Origin of the sequence: Microbacterium hydrocarbonoxydans (genome assembly GCF_000956475.1) — a bacterium.
Lineage (GTDB): Bacteria > Actinomycetota > Actinomycetes > Actinomycetales > Microbacteriaceae > Microbacterium > Microbacterium hydrocarbonoxydans_A.
Genome location: NZ_JYJB01000010.1, coordinates 1,212,787 through 1,234,863, shown reverse-complemented (window position 1 = coordinate 1,234,863; position 22,077 = coordinate 1,212,787). Strand labels below are relative to the sequence as shown.

General features: G+C 69.1%; 21 protein-coding genes. 7 read left to right on the top strand and 14 right to left on the bottom strand.

Annotated features, from left to right (window positions below):
• Window positions 1–56 precede the first annotated feature (56 nt).
• Genes RS84_RS18510 through RS84_RS18500 form a run of 3 tightly spaced genes read right to left on the bottom strand, consistent with a single transcriptional unit; the run spans window position 57 to window position 4,053 of the window.
• Window positions 57–1,703, bottom strand: a complete 1,647-nt coding sequence (locus RS84_RS18510; RefSeq protein ID WP_045259162.1) for an amidohydrolase — start codon at window positions 1,701–1,703, stop codon at window positions 57–59.
• Window positions 1,704–1,705: 2 nt separating this feature from the next.
• A complete protein-coding gene (locus tag RS84_RS18505) occupies window positions 1,706–2,545 on the bottom strand; it encodes a molybdenum cofactor biosynthesis F family protein (RefSeq protein ID WP_045259161.1) in 840 nt (279 codons plus the stop codon).
• Between the two features lie 59 nt (window positions 2,546–2,604).
• Window positions 2,605–4,053, bottom strand: a complete 1,449-nt coding sequence (locus RS84_RS18500; protein ID WP_045259160.1) for an APC family permease — start codon at window positions 4,051–4,053, stop codon at window positions 2,605–2,607.
• A gap of 261 nt (window positions 4,054–4,314) precedes the next feature.
• On the opposite strand from RS84_RS18500, the gene RS84_RS18495 reads away from it, so the two are divergent.
• Together RS84_RS18495 and RS84_RS18490 are read left to right on the top strand one after the other, a co-directional pair.
• Window positions 4,315–5,061: an SDR family NAD(P)-dependent oxidoreductase gene (locus tag RS84_RS18495; protein WP_045259159.1), complete on the top strand. Its 747-nt coding sequence runs from the start codon at window positions 4,315–4,317 to the stop codon at window positions 5,059–5,061.
• 32 nt (window positions 5,062–5,093) lie between these two features.
• Window positions 5,094–5,909, top strand: a complete 816-nt coding sequence (locus RS84_RS18490; protein ID WP_045259158.1) for an SDR family NAD(P)-dependent oxidoreductase — start codon at window positions 5,094–5,096, stop codon at window positions 5,907–5,909.
• Window positions 5,910–5,913: 4 nt separating this feature from the next.
• Here RS84_RS18490 and RS84_RS18485 read toward each other — a convergent pair whose 3' ends face one another.
• The 8 genes from RS84_RS18485 to RS84_RS18450 all read right to left on the bottom strand — a co-directional run bounded on the left by RS84_RS18485 (window position 5,914) and on the right by RS84_RS18450 (window position 13,782).
• Entirely contained in the window at window positions 5,914–6,564 is a 651-nt protein-coding gene (locus RS84_RS18485) for an HAD-IA family hydrolase (RefSeq protein ID WP_045259157.1), read from the bottom strand.
• 113 nt (window positions 6,565–6,677) lie between these two features.
• The gene (locus RS84_RS18480) at window positions 6,678–7,370 is read right to left on the bottom strand and encodes an ABC transporter ATP-binding protein (protein WP_045259156.1); all 693 of its coding nucleotides are present in this window, start codon (window positions 7,368–7,370) and stop codon (window positions 6,678–6,680) included.
• Window positions 7,367–9,139 carry an ABC transporter permease subunit gene (locus tag RS84_RS18475; RefSeq protein WP_045259155.1) on the bottom strand — a complete coding sequence of 591 codons (1,773 nt, stop codon included), beginning with the start codon at window positions 9,137–9,139 and terminating at the stop codon, window positions 7,367–7,369. The genes RS84_RS18480 and RS84_RS18475 overlap by 4 nt, the downstream gene beginning before the upstream one ends.
• Window positions 9,126–9,986, bottom strand: a complete 861-nt coding sequence (locus RS84_RS18470; RefSeq protein ID WP_045259154.1) for a branched-chain amino acid ABC transporter permease — start codon at window positions 9,984–9,986, stop codon at window positions 9,126–9,128. Before RS84_RS18470 ends, RS84_RS18475 begins: the two co-directional genes overlap by 14 nt.
• A 67-nt stretch (window positions 9,987–10,053) precedes the next feature.
• A complete protein-coding gene (locus RS84_RS18465) occupies window positions 10,054–11,223 on the bottom strand; it encodes an ABC transporter substrate-binding protein (RefSeq protein ID WP_045259153.1) in 1,170 nt (389 codons plus the stop codon).
• Window positions 11,224–11,270: 47 nt separating this feature from the next.
• Window positions 11,271–11,660, bottom strand: coding sequence for a nuclear transport factor 2 family protein (locus RS84_RS18460; RefSeq protein WP_045259152.1), 390 nt, complete (start codon window positions 11,658–11,660; stop codon window positions 11,271–11,273).
• Window positions 11,661–11,706: 46 nt separating this feature from the next.
• Window positions 11,707–12,495 (bottom strand): MoaF C-terminal domain-containing protein, encoded by a 789-nt coding sequence (locus tag RS84_RS18455; RefSeq protein ID WP_045259151.1) that lies wholly within the window; start codon window positions 12,493–12,495, stop codon window positions 11,707–11,709.
• Window positions 12,496–12,825: 330 nt separating this feature from the next.
• Window positions 12,826–13,782 carry a helix-turn-helix domain-containing protein gene (locus RS84_RS18450; RefSeq protein WP_045259150.1) on the bottom strand — a complete coding sequence of 319 codons (957 nt, stop codon included), beginning with the start codon at window positions 13,780–13,782 and terminating at the stop codon, window positions 12,826–12,828.
• Between the two features lie 115 nt (window positions 13,783–13,897).
• Here RS84_RS18450 and RS84_RS18445 point away from each other — a divergent pair, with 115 nt between their 5' ends.
• A complete protein-coding gene (locus RS84_RS18445) occupies window positions 13,898–15,019 on the top strand; it encodes a DUF998 domain-containing protein (RefSeq protein WP_045259149.1) in 1,122 nt (373 codons plus the stop codon).
• 52 nt (window positions 15,020–15,071) lie between these two features.
• Here RS84_RS18445 and RS84_RS18440 read toward each other — a convergent pair whose 3' ends face one another.
• The gene (locus RS84_RS18440; protein ID WP_045259148.1) at window positions 15,072–15,932 is read right to left on the bottom strand and encodes a MurR/RpiR family transcriptional regulator; all 861 of its coding nucleotides are present in this window, start codon (window positions 15,930–15,932) and stop codon (window positions 15,072–15,074) included.
• A gap of 71 nt (window positions 15,933–16,003) precedes the next feature.
• Here RS84_RS18440 and RS84_RS18435 point away from each other — a divergent pair, with 71 nt between their 5' ends.
• Together RS84_RS18435 and murQ are read left to right on the top strand one after the other, a co-directional pair.
• Window positions 16,004–16,903: an N-acetylglucosamine kinase gene (locus RS84_RS18435; protein ID WP_045259147.1), complete on the top strand. Its 900-nt coding sequence runs from the start codon at window positions 16,004–16,006 to the stop codon at window positions 16,901–16,903.
• The gene (gene murQ / locus RS84_RS18430) at window positions 16,893–17,828 is read left to right on the top strand and encodes an N-acetylmuramic acid 6-phosphate etherase (RefSeq protein ID WP_045259146.1); all 936 of its coding nucleotides are present in this window, start codon (window positions 16,893–16,895) and stop codon (window positions 17,826–17,828) included. The genes RS84_RS18435 and murQ overlap by 11 nt, the downstream gene beginning before the upstream one ends.
• Window positions 17,829–17,884: 56 nt before the next feature.
• On the opposite strand, the gene RS84_RS18425 is transcribed toward murQ, so the two are convergent.
• Complete coding sequence (locus tag RS84_RS18425) at window positions 17,885–19,867, bottom strand: primary-amine oxidase (RefSeq protein WP_045259145.1); 1,983 nt, start codon at window positions 19,865–19,867, stop codon at window positions 17,885–17,887.
• A gap of 255 nt (window positions 19,868–20,122) precedes the next feature.
• Window positions 20,123–20,707 carry a TetR/AcrR family transcriptional regulator gene (locus RS84_RS18420; protein WP_045259144.1) on the bottom strand — a complete coding sequence of 195 codons (585 nt, stop codon included), beginning with the start codon at window positions 20,705–20,707 and terminating at the stop codon, window positions 20,123–20,125.
• A gap of 65 nt (window positions 20,708–20,772) precedes the next feature.
• On the opposite strand from RS84_RS18420, the gene RS84_RS18415 reads away from it, so the two are divergent.
• Complete coding sequence (locus tag RS84_RS18415) at window positions 20,773–21,300, top strand: hypothetical protein (RefSeq protein ID WP_152641873.1); 528 nt, start codon at window positions 20,773–20,775, stop codon at window positions 21,298–21,300.
• Window positions 21,301–21,325: 25 nt separating this feature from the next.
• A complete protein-coding gene (locus RS84_RS18410) occupies window positions 21,326–22,015 on the top strand; it encodes an SDR family oxidoreductase (RefSeq protein WP_045259142.1) in 690 nt (229 codons plus the stop codon).
• The last annotated feature ends 62 nt before the right edge of the window (window positions 22,016–22,077 follow it).

Below are 22,077 nucleotides of genomic sequence, written 5' to 3'. Positions count from 1 at the left end.
AAGGGGGAGAAGGGGAGAGTGAGGGTAAGGGGGAGAGAGCGGAGAGGGGAGAGGGGTCAGGCGGTGAAGACCTCGCGGCCGGCGAACCAGGTCGAGAGGACGCGCGCCTGGATCATGCGGTCGGCAGGACCGGCGACGGCATCCCGATCCAGCACGACGAAGTCGGCTGACTTTCCCACCTCGATCGAGCCCGTCTCGTCAGCGAGGCCCATGGCGCGCGCAGCGTTGATCGTGAACACCTCGAGCGCTTCCTCGGCGGTGATCGCCTGCTCCAGCCATAGTGTTCCCGGCGCGCGCCCGAGCGGATCAGCGCGGGTCACCAGTCCCTGCATCCCCTCGAGCGGATTCGGCGATTCCGACACAGGCCAGTCGGAACCGCCGGCGACGAGCCCGCCGGCGTCGATGATCGAGCGGTTCGGCTGGGAGTGCTCCGCCCGGTCGCCGAGGACGGCGGCCAGCGCGTCCGGGATCACTCCGGGGTACCAGATGAACGGCGAGATGTCGGCGCTCACCCGCAGGTCCACGAGACGGCGGATGTCGTCATCCGCGAGGAACTGTCCGTGCGCGATCTGGAAGGGCGTGTCGGTGAACCCCTCGGCCCGCACACGCTCGACCACGTCGAGCAGAAGCCGCGCCGAGCCGTCGCCGGTGGCATGCACCTTCGCGCCGAGGCCGCGCTCGGCGACCCGACGAAGCCAGTCGTATAGTTCGTCGAACGACATCGTCGTCGTGCCGTGGAAGTGCGCTCCGTGCGCATCGTCCGGCAGATAGGGGTCTATGAACAGCGCGGTGCGCGCCGGCGGCACTCCGTCGAGGAAGATCTTCGCGAAGTCGGGGCGGTGGTGCGCGGTGCGGAACTCCTCGCCGCGCGCGATCAGGTCGTCGCCGACGGGCTCGTGGCCGAAGATCTCGTCGTTGATCGTGAGGCTCGAGACCACCCACGCGTTGAGATCCCCGGCGTCGTCGAGCGATTTCAGGGCGTTGAGGATCTCGAGGGATGCCGCCGCATCCTGGAACGCGGTGACGCCGAAGCTGTTGAGCATCTCGACTCCTCGTCGCGACGCAGCGCGATGCTGCTCGGCAGACAGCCCGCCGGCGCGGGCGTGCGCCTGCGCGACCAGGATCCCGGCAGCCTCGAGCAGCACGCCGGTCGGCTCGCCGTCGGTCGCGTCGAGCAGCGTCACACCCTCGGCGGGGATCGCGTCCTTCGCGATTCCGGCCAGCCGCAGCGCCTCGCTGTTGGCCCAGCGGTTGTGATGGCTGTCGTCGGACAGCATGACCGGACGCCCGTCGGCGGCCTCGTCGAGACGGCGCCGGGCTGACGAGGTGTTCAGCTCGTCCATCAGCGTGCTCGCCCACGAGCCGCCCGTGATCCAGGCGCCGACGGGCAGCGATGCCGCGCGCTCGCGGACGAGCGAGAGGATCGCGTCGAGGTCGAGCGAGGTTCCGAAAGACAGCTCGAACAGGTCGGTCACGCCCGCGACTTCGTGGTGGTTGTGCACGTCGACGAAGCCCGGGTAGACGGCCGCCCCCGAGAGATCGCGCACCTCGGTCCGCCGGCCGCGGAACGCCTCCACGTCAGCATCCGAGCCGACCGCGATGATGCGACCATCGGCGACAGCGATCGCCGTCGCAACAGGACGCGACCTGTCGACGGTGCGCACCGTCGCACCGGTGAGGATGAGGTCGGCGATGGTCGTCATTCTCAGCGCTCCAGGGCGCGGGCCGGGTCGTACTCGACCGGGTGGACGGTGTTCGACAGTAGCCGGCCGTGCGCGCCGAAGGTGAAGTGCGTCGGCGTGGAGCCCGACTCGTCCCACCCGAAGAGCACGCCGTGCGAGCGGATGGCCTTCTGGTCGCGGTGGTCGGCGATGGTCACGGAGCCGCAGGGGATGACCTTCTCGCGCCACGTGAAGACGTAGATGCCCGGGCGGACCTTCCACACGGTGTTCGCGTCGGTGTCCGCCAGGCCCTGCTCGGGACCGGCGAGACACTGCCACGTGTACCAGTGCGGGGACAGGTAGACGTGCTCGTAGGCGTGGATGCTCGAGTACACCCACAGCACGCGGCGGCCGATGAGCTCCTGGGTCGGGGCGGGGGCCTCGCCGCGGGTCTCGATGCCTTCGATGAGACCGGGGGCGAACACCATCTGCACCGCGGTCTTGCCGGGGGAGGCCTGGCCGAGGATCGAGATGACGGAGAGCGCGTGACCGCTGGCGAGGTCGAGGATCAGCGTGACGGCCTCATTCGGCAGGTACCTGTGGTGGAACTGCGCATAGAACAGGTCTTCCGCGACCTCGATCACCTCGCAGTCATCGGTGTCCTCCGCGGCGGCGGTGTCGTCGCCGGCGCCGGGGTCGTACTTCCAGCTCACGGTTCCCGGGCCGAAGGTGTGGGTGATCCGGGTCCCGCGCTCGTCGATCACCGTGAACGTTCGCCCGTCGAGCGCGTCGCTCAGCTCTGCCTTGCTGGCGTCGAATCCGGGTGCGAGGCCGTCGAGCGGCAGCCAGGTGGAGGTGTCGGAGAGGTTGACTTCTTCGGCCATGATGGTTCCTTCTTGTGAGGGGCGGATGCCGGTGCGCGGCGTCGGTCGGCGCAGGAGGCTCAGCGCGTGCTGAAGCGCTCGAGGTCGGTGGAGAGGCCGTCGTACACGGCGGGCTTGGATTTCTTCAGGTAGACGCCGTAGCCGATGCCGCCGATCACGGCGAGCACCAGCAGCAGCGGCATCAGACGGATCGCGAGCTCCTGCGAGCCGGCGACGATGTCGAAGTTCACGATCGCGAGGATCGAGATCGCCGCGATGCCGAGGAAGCCGATGCCCGGGGCGATGAAGGTGCTCCACCATCTCGGGTCGCCCTTGCGGCGGAAGTAGACGACGATCGAGATCGCGGCGAGGCCCTGCAGGATCAGCACGCTGAGCGTGCCGAAGCCCAGCATCGCCGGCACGAGCGTCACGATCGGATCGGCTCCGGCGACCGCGAAGATCACCGCCACGATCGCGGCGAACGACGCCTGCACGATGCCGGCGAGCTGAGGGGCGCCGTTCGTGCGGGTGCGGGCGAGGGCCTGAGGCAGGATGCGGGCGCGCCCGAGCGAGTACAGGTAGCGGGTCGCGGAGTTGTGGAAGGCCAGCATGGCGGCGAAGAGACTCACCAGCAGCAGGATCATCATGATCGTGGTGAGCGGTCCGCCGAGGTACTGCTGCGCCAGCGTGAAGATGAGGTCTCCCGTGGGGAGGTGCTCCACGGCGGTCGCCTGTGCCTGCGCGACGCCGGTCGCGCTCACCACGGCCCACGTCGTGACGCCGAGGATGATGCCGATCGCGACGATCGCGGTGTAGGTCGCCCGCGGGATCGTGCGCAGCGGCTGCTTGGCCTCTTCGCTGAACAGCGCCGTGGCCTCGAAGCCGAGGAACCCGGTCGCCGCGAGCAGCAGCCCGATCGGAAGCGAACCCGAGAACACCCACTCCGGGCTGAAAGCGGCCACGTCGTAACCGGTCTGCGCGAGCACGGAGATGTCGAACACCACGAGCATGAGCGTCTCGAGCACGAGGCACACCCCCAGCACCTTCGAGCTGAAGTCGACGCCGACACGAGCGAGTACGAAGCAGACGACGATCGATGCGAGACCCCAGACCAGCCAATGCACGTCGAGACCCGTGAGATCGCGGATGATCGCCTGCATGAAGAAGCCGCTCGTGCCGATCGTGCCGACCACGAAGAAGTTGTAGCCGAGCGTCGCGATCAGTCCTGCGATCAGCCCGCCGGTGCGTCCGAGCCCCTTGACCACGAAGGCGTAGAAGCCGCCCGCGTTGACCAGCTGCTTCGACATCTGCGCGTAGCCGACTGCGAACAGCAGCAGGATCGCCGCGACGATGAAGAATGACATCGGGGTCCCGCCGCCGTTGCCCAGAGCGACGGCCAGCGACGCGACGACGACGATGCCGGTCAGCGGTGCGACGGCGGCGAGCACCAGGAAGACGATCCCGGCGACGCCCAGCGCGCCGGGGCGGAGAGCTGTGTGCTCGGTGGGCGGTGCGATCGGATCAGCCACGGCGGCTCCTTTGCTTGGTGACGGCCGGGCGCTCGGCAGGACTGTGCGCGCGGCATCGACAATGAGGGGGAATCGCCGACAATGCGAGTCTGCTCCGGCGCGGACGCCGGCGCTTGACGCTGAGCGAAGGACGGTGGTTCCAGGGCGCACAGCCCGGTGCCGGGGATAGGGTCGGGCGGATGCCGGGGAGCAGGATGACTGAGAAGACACCGCCGTTCTCACTCGCGCCACTCGGCGCGTCATCGGTGGTCCGAGGACGGTATGGAACTGGAACTGGCCGGGAGAACTGCGCTCATCACCGGTGCGGCAAGCGGGATTGGCCGTGCGACGGCGCGAGCGCTCGCCGCCGAAGGCATGCGCGTCGCCCTGCTCGACCGCGACGGCGGCGTATTGCGCGAAGCGGCATCCGGATGTCGCGACGCCGTCCTGCTCGTCGCCGATGTCACCGATGAGGAGCAGGTCGCAGCAGCGGTGCGCGCCGGAGCGTCAGAACTGGGCGGCCTCGACGCCGTGGTCTGCTGTGCGGGGATCTCGGGCCCTGTCGGGGCGGGGATAGAAGACGTCTCCCTCGCCGAGTGGAACGCGGTCTTCGCCGTCAACGTCACAGGTGCGTTCCTGGTTCTCCGGCACGCGCTGCCGGCGCTGCGGGCCGCAGGCGAAGCATCCGTGATCCTCCTCTCCAGCGACTCCGCCTTCGTGGCGTCACCCGGGATGACGCCGTACTGCGCCTCCAAGGCCGCCCTCGTGCAGTTCGCCAGGGCGCTCTCGGTAGACCTCGCAGGCACCGGCATCCGGGTCAACACGGTCGCGCCCTCGGTCGTCGACACTCCGATGAGCCGGGGCGATCTGGGAGAGCACGCCCTCGACGCCCCCGACTTTCCCGTGCAGACCGCCGACGAGGTGGCGGCGCACGTGGCCTACCTGGTGTCCCCGCGCAGTCGCGCGGTGAACGGCACCACCCTTCTCAGCGACTTCGGGTACACCGCCCGGTCGGGATTCCCCGCATAGCGCCCAGGCGCGACACAGAACAGGAGCAGCACATGGGACTCGCAGTCGGATCGACGGTCTCCGGACGCGTCGTCGTCATCACGGGTGGAGGGACGGGCATCGGCGCCGCGATCGCCGAGCGCTACGCGGCCGAGGGCGCGCACGTCGTCGTGGTCGGTCGTCGTCCGGAGCCGTTGGAGCGGGTCGCGAATGCGGTCGGCGCGCGGGCCGTCGTTGCGGATGCCGCCGACACGGCTTCTGCGAAGGCCGCCGTCGCCGAGGTGCTGGCCGCGTTCGGGCGCATCGACGTGCTCGTCGCGAACGCCGGCGGGCACGGCTTCTCGCCCGTTGGCGAGACGGATGACGCGGGATGGGAGGCGTCGATCAGAGCGAACCTCACCACGGCCTTCACGATGGCGCGCGAGTCGCTGCCCGCCCTCATCGAGTCGAAGGGCCAGATCGTGATCGTCTCGTCGCTCGCAGGCCTGTTCGCCGGGCCGTCCGTGGCGGGCTACACGGTCGGAAAGCACGCGCTGATCGGCCTGACCCGCACTCTCGCCCGCGACTACGGCAGGCACGGTGTGCGCGTGAACGCGATCTGCCCCGGCTGGGTGCAGACGCCGATGGCCGACGAGGAGATGGACGAGTTCGCCACGCACGCGGGCCTCGGCTCACGCGAGGAGGCGTACGCCGCGGTCACCGCCGACGTGCCGCTCCGCCGCCCAGCGCGCCCCGCCGAGATCGCCTCGGTCGTGCGCTTCCTCGGCTCGGGGGAGTCGTCGTACATCACCGGCGCCGTGATCGTCGCAGACGGCGGATCGCACGTGGTGGACGTGCCCACCATCGCCTTCGACCACGCCGGGATGTAGCGCGTCAGCCGACCGCGAGCTCGAACCCGCCGTCGGTCGCCACAACGGCGACCTGGGTGAGATCGGTCACGTGATACTCGGGGTCGTGCGCGACGGCGTGCGCGCCGACGCCGATCACCCGCATACCAGCGGCGTGTGCGGCCTGGATGCCCGCGCCCGAGTCCTCGAAGACCACGCAGTCGGCGGGATCGACGCCGAGCGTCTTCGCACCCAGCAGGAATCCCTCGGGGTCGGGCTTTGACCGCGTCACGTTCTCGGCGGTCACCGTGGTCGCGGGCACAATGAGCTCGGCTGCGCCCATGCGGGAGTTCATGAGCGCGACGTCGGCGGAGGTCACGATCGCGTGCGGGTGCGGGAGGAGCGCCTCGAGCAGCACGTCTGCGCCGGCGATCGCGATGACGCCGTCAACGTCCTTCGCCTCGTTCGCGAGCATCGACGCGTTCTCGGCGATGTTGATCGCGTGATCGCGCTCGGGGAGCAGGACGGCCATGCTCTGGTGTCCCTGGCGTCCGTGGATCACGCTGAGGACATGCTCCGGGTCGAGCCCGTGCGGCTTGGCCCATGCGAGCCAGATCCGCTCCACTGCAGCGGTCGAGTCGACAAGGGTCCCGTCCATGTCGAGGAGGACGGCGCGGGCGTGGACGGTCTGGGTCATGCTTCCCAGGCTAGCGTCGTCGGCTCCGCCGTTCCTGGGCGGGAGCATGTCACGTCATGACCGGAGACGCACCTGCGGGGGCGCTCTTCGGGCGCCCCCGCAGGATGATCCGCTCAGCCGCCGAGGTAGGCACGGTGCAAGAGCTCCGGATCGGCTTTGAGCTGCTCCGAGGTTCCCTGGAACGACACACGTCCGCCCGCTACGACCACGGCTTCGCGGGCGAGCCCCAGGGCGAGCTGGGTGAATTGCTCGACGAGCAGCACGCCCACACCCGACTCGGCGATCGACTTCACGATCGGCATGAGCCGCATGAAGACGACGGGTGCCAGTCCCAGCGACATCTCGTCGATGAGCAAGACGCGCGGCTTCGCCGCGAAAGCCCGCGCGAGCACGACCATCTGCTGCTCGCCGCCCGACAGCAGGGCGGTCGGGGAGTCGATGCGCTTCTCCAGCTCGGGGAACTGCGCGAGCACAGCATCCAGCTCGGCGGACGTCCGCGCGGTGAGCGAGATGTTCTCGCGCACCGTGAGTGAGGGGAACACGGCCCTTCCCTGTTCGATGTGCACGATGCCTCGACGTGCGCGGGCGACCCGGGACAGCTTGTCGATCGGCTCGCCGTCGAGGGCGAGCGATCCCGAGGAGTGAGGAGTGACGCCCGACACCGATTCGATCAGGCTCGTCTTGCCAGCGCCGTTCGGCCCCACGAGCGCCAGCACCTCCCCGCCGTGCACGGTGAGCGACACGTCGGAGATCACGGGGCCCGTGCCGCGGCTGACGGTCACGCCGTCGAGTACGAGTTCGCTCATGACAGCAGCTCCGTCTCTCCCATGTACGCCTTCACGACGTCGGGGTTCGCGAGGACATCGGCCTGCGGTCCGCTGGCCAGCACCTTGCCGAAATCGAGCACTGTGAGCATGGGGCATACGGAGCGCACGAGGTCGAGGTCGTGCTCGATGATGATCAGCGCGACACCGTATCGCGCGGGCAGCTCGCGCAGCCGGGCGGCCAGCGCGAGGTGCTCGTCGTGGGAGAGGCCGGCGGCCGGCTCGTCGAGGATCAGCAGGCGGGGCCGCGCGATCACGTTCGCCGCGACCTCGACCAGTCGCCGGGTGCCGACGTCGACGCTCGACAGACGCGCACGGGCGGAAGGGCAGCCGAAGAACTCCAGGACCTCGTCGATGTCGGATGCCGCGAGCCGGCGACGTGCGACGAAGCGCACATACGCCCCGACCGTGAGCGCGGGCGGCACGCGGTCCTGCTGGAACGTGCGCCGCAGACCGAGGCGTGCCCGTCTCGTGGGGGAGAGGCCTGCGAGATCGCGACCGCCCAGCAGCACGCGGCCGCCGTGCTTGGGCAGAAAGCCGCTGATCGCGTCGACGAACGTCGACTTGCCTGCGCCGTTCGGGCCGATCAGCCCCATGATCGACGCGGCCGGCACCTGGAACGACACGTCATCGTTCGCCTTGAGGGAGCCGAACTGCACGGTCAGCCCTTCGACGGTCAGCACCGGTTCGCCGCTCAGCGCGGCATGGTCGACCGTGGCGGTGGTGGTCGTCGTGATGGCAGTCGCGTCGTCGGCGGCATCCGGTGGCAGCGCCGTGAGTGCGGCGTTGGCCGTCTTGCGGTCGGCGCGGCGCCAGAACAGGTCGCGCACCGTCTGCCCGAGGTTGGTTCCGCCCGTCAGCGCCTGCACGCCGAGCACGCCGAAGACCACGAACCCCCAGTTCTGGTCGATGCCCCACCGCTTGAGGAGTTCGGGGACGAGCACCCAGAGGATGCCGCCGAGGATGGCCATGTCGATGAGGTGCGCACCCGACATGATCGCCAGGACGTAGAGTGCCAGCGACTGCAGCGGGGTGAAGCTCGAGGCGAAGGGCAGCTGCACCTGGCCGGCGAGGAGTCCGCCGGCGATTCCGCCGAGCGCGGCCGACACCGCGAATGCGGTGAGCTTCGCGACCTGCACGCTCTGACCGGCGGCCGCAGTGCCGCGCTCGGAGAAGGCGACGGCCTTCCACGACGAACCCCAGCGTCCGCGCTGCAGGAAGAACACCGCGAGTCCGCACACCGCGAGCACGACGATGGAGAGGAAGAAGAACTGGCGGTCGTTCGAGAACAGCGCAGGGCGCTCGATCGAGGTGCCGTCCACGGAACCCGGGAACTGGATCTGCACGAGGGTGACATCGGCGGCCGCCGCGAATCCCAGCGTGACGACCGCGAGGTTGACGCCGCGCAGGCGCAGCGCGGGAAGTCCCACGATGATGCCCACGAGCCCGGCGGCGACTGCCCCGAGCATCAGCCAGACGATGAAGCCGCCTGGTGCCTGCATGACGTTCAGCAGCGACACGACCCACGCGCCGACGGCTGCGAAGGTGAGCTGGCACAGCGCGATCATCCCGGCGGAGCCGGTGACTATCCCGAGGCCGAGGATGGCGATCGCTGCCACGACGGCACTGATCGCCAGGAAGACGAAGTACCCGGGAAGGGCGGCGCTGAGGATCGCGCCGACGCCGATCCCGGCGACGGCGACAGCGAACGGCCAGGTGGTCTTGAACCAGAAGCGGTCAGCGAGCGGCATCCCACACCTCCTTGCGCTGCGACCAGAGCAGCAGGACGACGATGAACACGAACGGCAGGAAGTTGCGCACCAGGGCGACCTCGTCGATCTGGGCCATCAGCCCGCCGAGGATGCCGAGCACGAGCCCGCCGAGGACGGCGAGATCGAGACGGCGGAAGCCGCCGAGGAGCGCTGCGGCGGACGCGGGCACGATGAGCATCGACAGCCCCGTGGCGTCGCTGGACTGCGACGGGGCGACGATCACGATCGCGATCGCGCTGATGATGCCGGTGACGAACCAGACGGCGACAGACAGCGGACGGGAGCGGATGCCGAGGAGCTCTGCCGTCGTCGGCCGCTCGGAGAGCGCTCGCAACTGGGTTCCGACCCGGGTGCGGCGCAGCACGATCCGCACGGCGACCGCCGTGACGATCGCCATGAGCACCGTGGCGACCGTGACCTGGCTGACCACGACACCGCCGAGGGAGAACGCGGGCCCCGCGATGAGCGGCGTGAACGGCTGCGGCTTGTTTCCGAAGAGGATGAACGACAGCGAGATCAGCAGGAGCAGAGGGCCGACGGTCATCGCGGAGCGGGTGGTGGTGGATGCTTCGGACAGCCAGGTGGCGGCGATCCAGCCGATCACCGCGGCGAGGAGCCCGGCGACGACGACGCCGAGGGTCGATCCGAGCCAGATCGGCAGGCCGAGCTGTTGCACGAGCCAGACGGCGGTGAACGCGCCGAACATCCCGGTCGCGGCCTGAGCGAAGTTGACGACCCGAACGAGGCGGCTCATCAGCGTCAGGCACACGCCGAGGACGGCGTAGAGTCCGCCGGCGGCGAGTCCGGCTATGGCGCCTTGCAGCATGAGGCGTCCTTTCTGATCTGAGGGGGAGGAATGCCCGCCGCCGCAGGAGCGGCGGCGGGCGGTGCCACTATTCGCCGATGCGCAGCCAGTCGTCTGCGACCTTCTCCCAGGCGTTCGTGCCGGACTTCAGGATGATCGGCCAGCCGGATGTGTTCTGAGTGCCGAACGCGTAGGGCGTCCCGACCATCGGGTTGTCGATCGGGTCCATCTCCTGCAGCGCCTTGGTGACGCTCTCGCGGGTGATGTCGCCCTTGATCGACTTCAGCACCTCGATGAAGTACGTCGCCGCGAGGTAGCCGCCCTGACTGAACGAGGTGAGCGGGATGTCGTTCTTCTGCATCAGCGCTCGCCAGTCCTTGTTGATCTCGTTGTCGTCGGTGAACGGGTAGAACTCGGCAGGCACGTAGATGCCGGCGCCGGCGTTGTCGACGGCCTTGGCGAAGTTCTCGCTGTACACGCTGGTCAGGTACAGCCAGGTCACGTCATCCCAGCCCTGGGCATTCGCGGCTTTCACCTGTCCGATCGCGTCGGGCTCGACGGGATTGATCGCGAGGGCTTTACAGCCCTGCTCGCGCGCCTTCACGATGTACGGCGTGTAGTCGGACGCGCCATAAGCCACGGTGTCGTCGACGTACTTCGGCTTCTTGCCGGTGATCTCGGTCCACTTGTCGATCGCCGCCTGGTAGGCCGGGCGGGTGGACCCCGCGATCTCGAGCAGCACGCAGATGTCGTCCAGACCCAGTACCTCTGAGCCGTACTGGAGCGTGAGCGTCATGTCGTTGAACGGGCCGACGTTGGCGGGGGAGATGTTCTTGCTGTCGAAGCATCCGCTGTCCACGCCGATGCCGGGCATCGAGAGGATGCCCTCCTGCTCGTAGTACTTGGCATTGATCTCGCACTCGATGAGGCTGGCCGAGCCGACCAGCGCGACTGCACCGTCGCTGCCGACCAGTTCTCGCGCCGACGCCGTCGCGGTCGCGGGGTCGCCCTTGTCGTCGAGTGCCTTGTAGTCGATCTTCTGACCGTTCAGGCCGCCTTCCTCGTTGAACGCGTCGAACACGGCGGCGGCCGCCTGCGAGGCCTCGGGGAACGTCGCCGCGCCGCTGATCGTGTTGACGGATCCGACGACGATCGATCCGCTTCCTCCTCCGCCGGACCCGCCGTCGTCGGCGCAGCCGGACAGGATGAGGGCTGCCACGGCGATGACGGCCGCGGTGCCTGCTGCTCGCTTGTTCATGTGTGCTTCCTTGCCTCTCGGTTTTCGGGTGTTGCTGTGCCGCCGGGTCAGTCGCGCAGCGCGCGGTTGACCAGTTCGGTGTCGGTGAACTGCTCGAAGGCGGTGACCCTGCCGTCGGTCAGGCGCCATACGTGCGCGACGCGGGCTGCGAAGAACCGTCCGGTCAGCGTGTAGGTGCCGGAGTAGGTGCCGATGCCGACCACGACGACTCCGCCGTCGACGACCTCGTCGATCGCGAGGGTGTAGTCGTCCCACTCCTCCTGTATGCGCTGGAACACGTTCGCTGCGACCGCGTCCGGTCCGACGTACGTGCCCGCGTAGGGGAAGCCGGCGGCTTCCGTCCACTGCACGTCGTCGGCCAGCGGCGCCAGCATCCCGTCGATGTCGCCGCGGTCGCTCGCGGCGTAGTGCTCGCGGATGATGTCTGCGTTCGTCATCTGCTCTCCTTCCGGTCCTTCTGGGTCCCTGAGCCTGTCGAAGGGGTCACACCGGCTGCGCGTCGGGGTACGAGACCGAGCCGAGCGGGTAGATGTGGCCGCCTGCACGGGAGTGCTCCGCGTCGCCGTCGCCGTTCAGGCCGAGGAAGATGCCGGTGGTCATCAGCTGGTAGCCCAGATCGTGCAGCCACACGCTGGCGACCGCGATGCGGAACTCGCGGAAGCAGAACAGGTAGAGCCCGTCGGCGAACTTCCAGACCGTCGAGAGGTCCATGTCGCCGTGCCCGCGCTGCACGCCCTCGAGGCACTGCCATGCGTAGCGCCGGCTGGAGACGTACACGTGCTCGTAGAGGTGGTGCTGGCTGTAGCGGTACACGTTGCGCTTGCCGATGAGGTCTCGGCTGGGACCGGGGACGTCGCCGGTCGGCTCGCCGCCGTCCGTGGTCGCGGCCCAGAACTCCTGTCCGACCTGCGGGACGCCCTCGGCGGCCTCGGCGGCGATGCGGGAGCGGATGACGGTGGCGCGGTGCGTCGCGGTGGAGTAGACGACCGTGATGGCCTCGCGCTCGCGGCTCTCGAGCGGGATGTTCACGAACACGACGTCCTCGCGCACTGCGACGGCGTCGTAGGGGTCGGTGCCAGCCGCGTCGAAGCCGCTCCAGGCGACGGCGACGGAGTCGAAGGCCAGCGTCAGCGTGGAGTCGTCGTCGAGCGTCAGCGTGAGCGTCGTGCCGGCGAGGGACACGTTGGGCAGGCGGAAGGCGTCGATGCCGGCGGCGAACTCGTCATAGGTGCGCCACTCGTCGAGCGCCGGATCGGTGGAGATGTCGGTCATGGAGGTCCTGACGTCGCACGCGGCGGAGCGTCTTCGCTCCGGGCACCGCGACTTCGCGGTGCGCTTACCTCATGCTCGATCCGGGCACGGCATCCACTCAAGGCATGCGCGGCCATCGCGCGCCGAGAGTCAACCGGCGTGCCCTCCGGGGCAAGTCCGACATGCCGGACGGACCGGCCTCACCCCGTCGCCATCCGAGCGACACCCACCATCGGACAGGCGGCCCCGCCATCGGAGCGGCGCGCCACTGTCGGCGCGGCGTCGCGATCGCGGTGGCGCGCCGGAACTCGGTGGCGGGGCGCATGCCGGAGGCGGCGCTTCCCGAAAACCTCAGTGCGCGGCGCGGTACTCGCTGGGGGAGATGCCGAAGGTCGTCTTGAAGGCACGGCTGAAGTGCGCGGCATCCACGAATCCCCATCGCGCCGCGATCGCCGCCACGGGGCGGTCGGCGAGCATCGGATCGAGCAGATCGCGACGGCACTGCTCGAGGCGGCGCGTGCGGATCCAGGTCGACACCGTGACCCCCTGCTCCTGGAAAAGGCCGTGCAGGTGCCGGGTCGAGATGTAGTGCGCGGACGCGATCGACGCGGGCCCGAGGTCGGCCGAGGCGAGATTGCGGTCGATGTACGAGCGGATGCGCTGGACGAGGGCACGATGCGGGTCGGTGGACACCTCGTCGAGACCGAGTTCGCGCGTGAACACGGTCGAGACCAGGTCGAGGGCGCTGTGCGCAAGACGCGCACCTGTCGTTCCGGCGAGCTGGTCGAGATTGCCGGCGAGCTGGGTCAGGTACGGGGCGACCATGCTGCCGAGCCCTTCCTGACCAGAGATCCGCACCGCGGTCAGCTGCCCGATCATCTCCGAGGGCAGGCTGATCAGGTGCTTCGGGAACATCACCACCATGGTGCGGAACTCGTCGTCGAAGACCAGGGAGTACGGACGGTCGGTGTCGTACACGGCGAGGTCGCCTGGGCGCAGCACGGCCTCGCGGTCGTCCTGGATGAGCATTCCGGTGCCGGCGAGCATCAGGCTCAGCTTGAAGTACGAGCGGTCGCCGCGTGCGATGAGCTCGGGGGTGCGTTCGACCACGTGCGAGGTGGCGCGCACGTCGGTGACGTGGACCTCGTCGACCGAGGCGCCGCGGATCATCCCGCGGAAATGGTCCGGCCCGTTGCTCGACACCTGCAGGGGGACGAAGGACTCGGACACCGCGGCGCGGAACTCGCTGATGTTGCGCGCGACGAGAGTCGACACCGATTCGGCGGCAGCCATGGGTGCACCGTTCATGAAAGATCACCTCGGGTGGTGGGAACGACGACGTTGTATACGATCCGTTCCGTGATGGTACCACCGACGATGGACCCGTGGTGCGGCCTTCTAAGATGTGCTCGGAGGATGGACCATGAAGAAAATCGGCCGGCGCGCCGTGGAGGTGCTGCGTCAGCTGCGCGGACCAGACACATCGGATTCGGTGTTCGAGGCGACCGCGCTGATCGTGGGCACGGCGTTTCTCGTGCTCGGCTTCGTGATCGCCCTCCCGGTGTTCTTCGGCCACGATCTGGCGATCAGCGGCTCGGGGTCGATCGGCAGCTTTGCGGCATACGGCGGCGCGATCACCGCGGTCCTCTCGTTCACGCTCGGACGACTTGCGGCGCGACCGGCCGAGGTGCGCGACGGCGCAGTGCGAGACGGATTCAGCGTGCCCGGGGATCGTCTGCGATGGTACGACCTGGCCGCGATCGCCTTCGCGCACGCGGCGATCGCATATCTCGGCTGGCTCGGAGTCGCCGAGCTCCTCGAGAGGAGCTTCATCGGAGCCCCGGTGTTCGCCTTCCCCGGCGCGGTCCTCGTCAGCGTCGCCTTCGCGCTCACCGCCTACGTGTGCTTTCTGAGTGCGGTCGCGCTGACGCCCATGGTGCTCTCGCTTGTCCTCGCGGTGTTCCTGGTCGTCGGAGCCTTCGCGGCGATGCTCGCCTCGAGCGACGCCGACTGGTGGCGCCTCAACCTGTCGGCCCTCGGCATGAGCAGCAACAGCTCCTCGATCGCATTCAACATGACGCTGATCATCGCGGGCGTCATGATCACGACGATCTCGCGCTATGCGACGGCCGGTCTCCCTGTCGACGACGACGGGGCACGACGCGGTCGTTTCATCGTGCGCGGTGGGCTCATCCTCATGGGGATCTTCCTCGCGTGCGTGGGGATCTTCCCCGTGGACGAGTTCTTTCTGCTGCACAACACCGTCGCGACGGGCATGGCGGTCGTGTTCGCGGTCGTCGTCGTCGGGCTGCCCTGGTTCCTGTCCTCGATCCCGCGGGTCTTCGTGCTGTTCGGCTGGGCCTATGTTCTCGTGATCGCGATGCTCGGCGTCTTCTTCGCGGTCGGGTACTACAACCTCACGGCGGTCGAGCTGATCGCCGCTGTCCTGATCTTCAGCTGGATCATCGTGTTCCTGCGCACCGCGGGTTCTCTGTCGTTCGCCCCGCGCGACCACGCAGCGGCAGAGCGCGTCGCGGGAGAGTGACCTCGCTTCGGCGCCGACTGCTGTCTGCCGACGAACGGGCAGACGCGCGGCGTCAGGTGGGGCGGAGTGCGCGGGTGGCGTCCGCCGTGCGCTGCAGCGCGTGCACGGAATGTGCGTGACGACGCTGGGCCACGCCGATGAAGAGGGCATCGACGAGGGCGAGCTGGGCGATCCTGCTCACCATCGCTCCCGCGCGGAAGCGCGATTCCCTGGCCTGGGTGAGAAGCGTGCGGTCCGCCTCTCGGGCGAGCGGCGACTCGACGGCTCCGGTGATGCCGATCGTCGCGGTGCCGACACCGCGTGCTGTCTGCAGGAACCGGACGGTCTCCGCGGTGGCGCCTGAGTTCGACACCCCGATCGCGACGGTGCGTGTGGCGCTGAGCGCGGCCGCGGCGCTCGCCTCGTGCGCGTCGGACAGCACGATCGCGGACCGGCCGATCCGGAGCAGCTTGTGCCCGAGATCGTCGGCGACGAGCCGGCTGGCCCCGATGCCGAAGAGCAGGATCCGCTCGGCGCCGTCGATCGCGTCGACAGCGCCGGCGAGGGCGTCGTAGTCGAGGTTTCCGATCGTCTCCTCGATGGCGAGCAGCTCGAGTGCCGCGATCTTGTGCGCGGCCTCTCGCAGCGAGTCGCCGACGGCGATCTCCGATCCGAAGCCTCGTGGCTGGTTGTACTGCGCCGACTCGCGGCCGAGTTCGGTCGCGATCGCCACGCGGAGGGCGGCATATCCGCCCACCCCGATCGCTCGGCAGAACCGCACGACCGACGCGACCGAGGTCTCGCACGCCGAGGCGAGTTCGTTGATCGTGCTGTCGACGATCAACGATGGGTTCTCCCGCACCACGCGGGCGATGCGGGCCAGAGTCGGCGGCAGCGTCTCGGCGGCGGTCGCGATCGTGGTCTGAATGCTCATGGCGTCTATCTCCGGGGTGGGTGGTTGTGAACAATTATTTCATGCTCTCCATTCGTGCGTAGAATATTTTCATGAGTTCGAGTCCGCCGTTCGTCGCCGTCGATCTCGGCAAGACCCGGTGCCGGGTGCTGAAAGCGGCCGGCGGCAGCTGGGAGCGGCATGACGGCCCTGGAGCTCCCGGCCTGGCGAACCACGGAGGGGTCGAGGATGCCTTTCAGTCGATCGACGCTCTCCTGACGCGGATCGATATCCCGATCGCCGGAATCGGCGTCGGTGCCGCGGGCGCCTGGACGGCGCCGCATGCTGCCGAGAAGCTGGCTCGTCGTCTCGCCGCAGCCGCAGCGTGCCCGGTCGTGGTCGCCTCCGACGTCGTCACCGCGCACATCGGCGCGCTCGGCGGTGGCGACGGCACCCTGCTGATCGCGGGAACCGGCGCGGCCGCTCTGGGGGTCGGTGTCGACGGCGTCCGACTCGTCGACGGCTGGGGCCCGGAGCTGGGCGACTTCGGCGGCGGGTCGTGGATCGGTCGAGAGGCGCTGCGCGCGGTGGTGCGAGCGGATGCCGGACTCGGCGCCGCCACCTCATTGACGCCACAGGTCGCGCAGCAGATCGGGGTTCCGTCGGCGATCCCGTCGTGGATCGCGAGCGCTGCGCCGTTGGCGCAGCGACTGGCCGCTCTGGCCCCGCTCGTGCTCGACGCGGCCGAGAGCGGCGACCTCGTCGCTCGGGGGATCGTGGATGAGGCGGTCCGGCTGCTCACGGCATCCGCTGTCGCCGCCGCGCCCGAAGGGGCCGTCGCTCTGCACGGCGGCCTCACCGCTCATGACTGGTTCCGGGCGAGGCTCGCCGCCTCGGTCGCCGCCTCGGATCGTGTCGTCGCGGCAGCCGCGGGCGATGCGCTCGACGGCGCATTGCTGCTCGTCTCCCGCAGCGATCTTCCCCACGAAAGGTTCGCGCATCGTGCCGAATGACGACATCCGCCTGCAGGAGCTCCTCGAGGAGCTCGCCCACCTCGGCACCGAGGCATCGACCACGGAACGCGGAGACCTCGACCTGCTGCCCACACCCGACCTCGTGCGGGCGATGAACACAGAAGACCGCGGCGTTCCGGACGCGGTGGCGGCGCGGACGAGCGAGATCGCCGCGGCGGTCGACGGCATCACCGAGCGCTTCCGCAGCGGCGGACGCCTGATCTACATCGGCGCGGGGACGGCCGGGCGGATCGGAGTGCTCGACGCGAGCGAATGCCCGCCCACGTTCGGTACCGAGCCCTCGATGGTCGTGGGGCTCATCGCGGGCGGTGAGACCGCGATCCGATCGGCGGTCGAGGACGCGGAGGACGATGTGGACGCCGCGGAGGCCTCTCTGCGCGAGCTCGGTCTCACCGAGCGTGACACGGTCGTCGGGATCTCCGCATCCGGTCGCACGCCCTACGTCGTGGGCGGTCTGCGGTTCGCACGCGGTGTCGGAGCCCTCACCGTCGCGATCGCGTCCAACGAGCGATCGGCCATCGGCGCCGAGGCGTCGATCCCGATCGAGGTGATCACCGGGCCCGAGTTCATCTCGGGTTCGACGAGGCTGAAGTCGGGTACGGCGCAGAAGCTGGTCGTGAACATGCTCACGACGCTCTCGATGATCAAGCTCGGCAAGACCTATCGCGGAGTCATGGTCGATCTCGTGGCGACCAACGAGAAGCTGCGGGCGCGCTCGATCCGCACGGTCTCGCAGCTCGCGGGCGTCGACGTCGAGACGGCATCGGATGCTCTCGCAGCAGCCGACGGCTCGGTCAAGCTCGCACTGCTCATGCTGGCTTCGGGGGCGGATGCCGATGCTGCGGCATCCGCACTTGCACGGGCAGACGGGGTTCTGCGCGAAGCCATCGTCGCGCTCGCCTGATTTCCGCCCGCGCTCTGCTGGGCGCCGCGCGTGTCGAGTCTCGGCGGCTTCGCGAGCTAGTGCGCGCAGGTGCAGCCGGCGCCTCCACCACAGCATCCGGCATCCGCCGCCGCCGAACCGTGCGCCTGCGAGGACTCCGGAACGTCCATCGCGGGGTTCTGGTCGAGGAATCCGTACGGCTTGAGCCAGAAGCCCGCGTAGTCGACGGGCATGATGGGCCAATCCTCCAGGCGTGGGAAGTGCGTGAGGCCGAACGTGTGCCAGAGCACGATGTCCTCGCCATCGAGCGAGCGGTCGCCCGCCGAGTACTCGGGCAGGCCAGAGCCGCCCTGATGGGCGTTGGGGTACCGTCCGGCCGGCCAGATCTGGCCCTGCTCATGCTGCGTCGCCCAGAGGTGCTTGGTCGCGAATGCCGCGCGCGCGGCCACCGACGATGCGGGATCCGCCATCAGGAGCGCGGTGGGCTCCGGAATCAGGTGATAGGCAGTGGGGCGCCCGACCGCGTTCGTGCGCGAAGCGCTCTGCACCTCCCACACGCGAGCGACCGAGGTGTCGGCTTCGCGCTGCGCCTGCTTTTCAGAGCTCAGCGGCGTCTCCGACCACGTGAAGGCGTTGCCGAAGGGGTTCTCCGGCCCCATGGGCACGCGCTGCGCGTCGATCTCGACGAGACGGTTGTCCTCGCCATCGATCGCGACATCGAGGCGCGCGCTGAACAGGTGCTGGTGCACCGGCGCGAAGACGCCGGGCACGAGCTCTGTCGCGTGCTTCTGCGGCACTCCGGGCTCACCGGCGCCGACGAAGACGATGCCCGTGGCCTTGGCCGTGACCTCGATCGAGCCGTCGAGATAGAAGTGCCAGTAGAAGCCGTAGTCGTAGTTGCCGATCGTGGAGAAGTACGACACCACGAACCGTCGCGAGCGGCGCACGTCGGAGCGCCCCTCGAGGTTCGTGTGCTTCCAGAGGATGCCGTAGTCCTCTTCGTGCATGCAGATCACGTTCGGGATGCGCACGGGGTGGCCGTGGTCGTCCGCGACGTAGCCGTCGAGGTAGCGGATCACACCGAGGCAGTCGCAGCCGAGCTCGAGGTGGTTGGCGTTCTTGCCGAGCAGATACTCGCCAGCGTCGAAATAACTGATCCAGAATCGTCCTGGGGCCGTGTCGCCGTAGGGGACGACCATCTCGGGCACGCTCGCCCGGCTCAGCACCGAGCGGCCGTCGAAGGTCACATCGTGGAGCACCAGGCCTTCGCGCGCGTTGAAGCTCACCCGCATCGACCAGTTCTCCCACTCGACCAGGGATCCCGTGACAGCGAAGCTCGGGCCGTGCGGCTGGGTGATCTCGATGGGCTTCAGGCTGGTGCGCGCTTCGCCCTGCGCCTCGGGGTAGTAGTTGCCGTGGCCCGCGGGCACGGGCACATCGCCGACGTCCTCGATGCGGATCACGCTGTTCGAGGTGAGATCGATGTGCACGATCAGGCCTTCGACGGGGTGCGCCCACGGGGAGTCGTGCTCGTCGTAGCGGAGGAAGGTCAGCGAGCGGATGACGCGGCGCCCGACCTCGTCGGCGCGGCCCGTGTATCCCGGCGCGAGGGGGCCGCAGAACGCGAGATCCATGTGCTCGGCGAGTCCTCGGCGGGTCATGGCCGCCTGCCACTCCGGCGACGCCTTGGCGATCGCCTCGGCGCGTTCGTACTCTTCGAACAGGTACTGGGGCTGGCCGTAGGGAGGCGCGTCGTTCGGCACGCGCGTCGCGCTCACGACCTCGCCCCGCGTGACCGACACGATCACCTCGGTGGCGACGCCCGTCGCGGTGTCGAGCAGAGTGGCGTCGACGCGCCGATCGATGGGAGCGTCCGGCTTCCAGGCGGCGAGCTCGGCCTTGGTGGGCTCATCGGGCAGCAGCATCGGCACGCGCACCGTTTCGCCCATGAGGCCGGCGGCCTCGAGCACGGCCCGGGCGGCGGCGATCTCCGCGCCGGTGAGCGGGTCGAGCGGATGCGGGGCGGCGATCTTCTCAATCGTGACGGGCTGGTGGGACATCGGCGTACCTCACTATTTCGAGCGATTGCTCAATAAACGGGTTGCGACGATCGTACGACGGTCCAGCAGGCGTGCACAAGCCCCGGGACGTCGCGCCGTCCGCGTCGTGCATCGTCGTGCGAAACGTCGGAGTCTCGTTGCGACACGCCATGGCGCGGCATCCGCCATCGGCGTGTCGTGCGGATGCTCCGACTTTTCGAACAGCGGATGCCGGATGCGGGAGAGGCGGCGGCGGAGGGTGAAGGGCGGAGGGGGTCAGGCGCGCCAGGGCGCGAGGATGCCGTGCGCCACTGCCATGTGGGCGTCGGCATCCTGAGGCTCGGTGACCTCGACGACCTGCTGCCCGTAGGTGACCGAGCGGAGCAGCGCCATCACCGCATCCGTCGGGGTATTGCGGCGCAGTTCACCGTCGGCCATGGCTTCGTCGAGCGCATCGCGGATGCCGTCCTGCCAGGTTGCGAGCGTGGCGACCGCGGCGTCCGACGACGGTGCGAGGGTGGCGAGTCGACCCCAGAAGCCCACGACGACTCGGGCCTCCGTGCGGGTGCGATCGTCGACGGGCAGGACCTCGCGCATCAGGGCGTCGAGTCGGGCGATGCCACGGAGTCCCGTGGTGGCGGCGGTGATCCGTTCACCGGTTCGCCGGGTCACCTCTGCCGCCGCGGCGCGGATGACATCGTCGAAGCCGTCGAAGTAGTGCCACAGAGAGCCGGTGGCGACGCCGAGTTCCTTCGCGACAGCTCGGGAGGTCACACTCTCGTGGCCGTCGCGAGCAGCGACGACGAGCAGCGCCTCGGCGATCTGCCTGCGGCGTTCATCGTGATCGACGACTCGGGGCATCTGCCCATCCTGCCTCATTCGCCGAGGTCTAGCTATTTTGAGCGCGTGATCAATATAATGCGGACGTGGATCACATCCTCCCCGCAGCATCATGGCTGATGGTGCTCGCCGCGCTCGTGTCCGCAGGAGCGTGCGTCGCCGCCAGGCGGGCGGTGCCGTGGCAGGGACGGCAGGCCGCGATCGTGATGGCGGTCGCGATGCTGGCACTCGCGGTACGCGACGTCCCTCCGGGGACGGGGCTTCTGCTCGGTGCGATCCTGGTCGTGTCGGCGATGATCGGCACGGTCGGCGTCCGGGGGACCCGAGCGGCGGCGGCGTGCTGCCATCGCGCCCTGGCATCACTCGCCATGGCGATGTGCGCGTTCCAAGGCGCATCCACCGATCACGTCTCCGCGTCGGTTGCGCATACCGGACACGGGTTCACCGGCGTTCTCGCCGTGATCGGCGTCGTCGGCGTGGCCGGCGTCGTGCTGTGGACGATCGTCACCGAGTGGTTCGTCGAGTGCGCGAGACCCGCACGGGCGGCCCGGCTGCTCGCGATCGAGTCGTGGGCGATGAGCGCCGGTCTCGTGGTGATGGGCTGGCCGCTCTGAGCCTGCGATCCGATAGCGTGTCCGAATGCCTCTTGCCCTCATCACCGGCGCTGCGCGCGCGAACAGCATCGCCGCCGGCATCGTCCCTCGTCTGCGCTCGGCAGGCTGGACCGTCGTCACGAGCGACCATCACGACGCGACCGCGGACGTTCCAGCCGACGGTCATATATCTGCCGACCTCTCCACGACCGAGGGCCCCGAGCAGCTGATCGCCGAGGTGAACCGCCGGTACGGCACGATCAGCGCGCTCGTCCTCAGCCACGCGCATGACGTCGAGTCGGGCATCCTCGACACCACCGCCGCGAGCTTCGACCGGCACATCGCGGTCAACGCCAGGGCCAGTCTGCTCATGATCGCGGCGTTCGCACGGCAGGCGGGCGATGACGGCGGCGTGATCATCGCGCTCACCAGCGACCACGTCACCGGCAACCTCCCCTACGGTGCATCGAAGGGCGCCCTGGATCGGCTCGTCATCTCGGCCGCGCGTGAACTCGGACCGCGGGGCATCTCCGCGAACGTGCTGAACCCCGGCCCCGTCGACACCGGGTGGATGGATGACACGACGCGCGAGAGCCTCGGGGCGATGACGCCGCTGGGCCGCCTCGGCCGCCCCGTCGATGTCGCCGCCGTGGTCGAGTTCCTCGTCTCCGACGAGGGGCGCTGGATCTCGGGACAGCTCATCAAGACCGACGGAGCGTTCTCCGCCCGGTTCTGAGCCCTCCGCCGGCGGACCGTGGGGAGAGAGATTCCGCACCGCGAGAGGATTCGTCTGCCGGT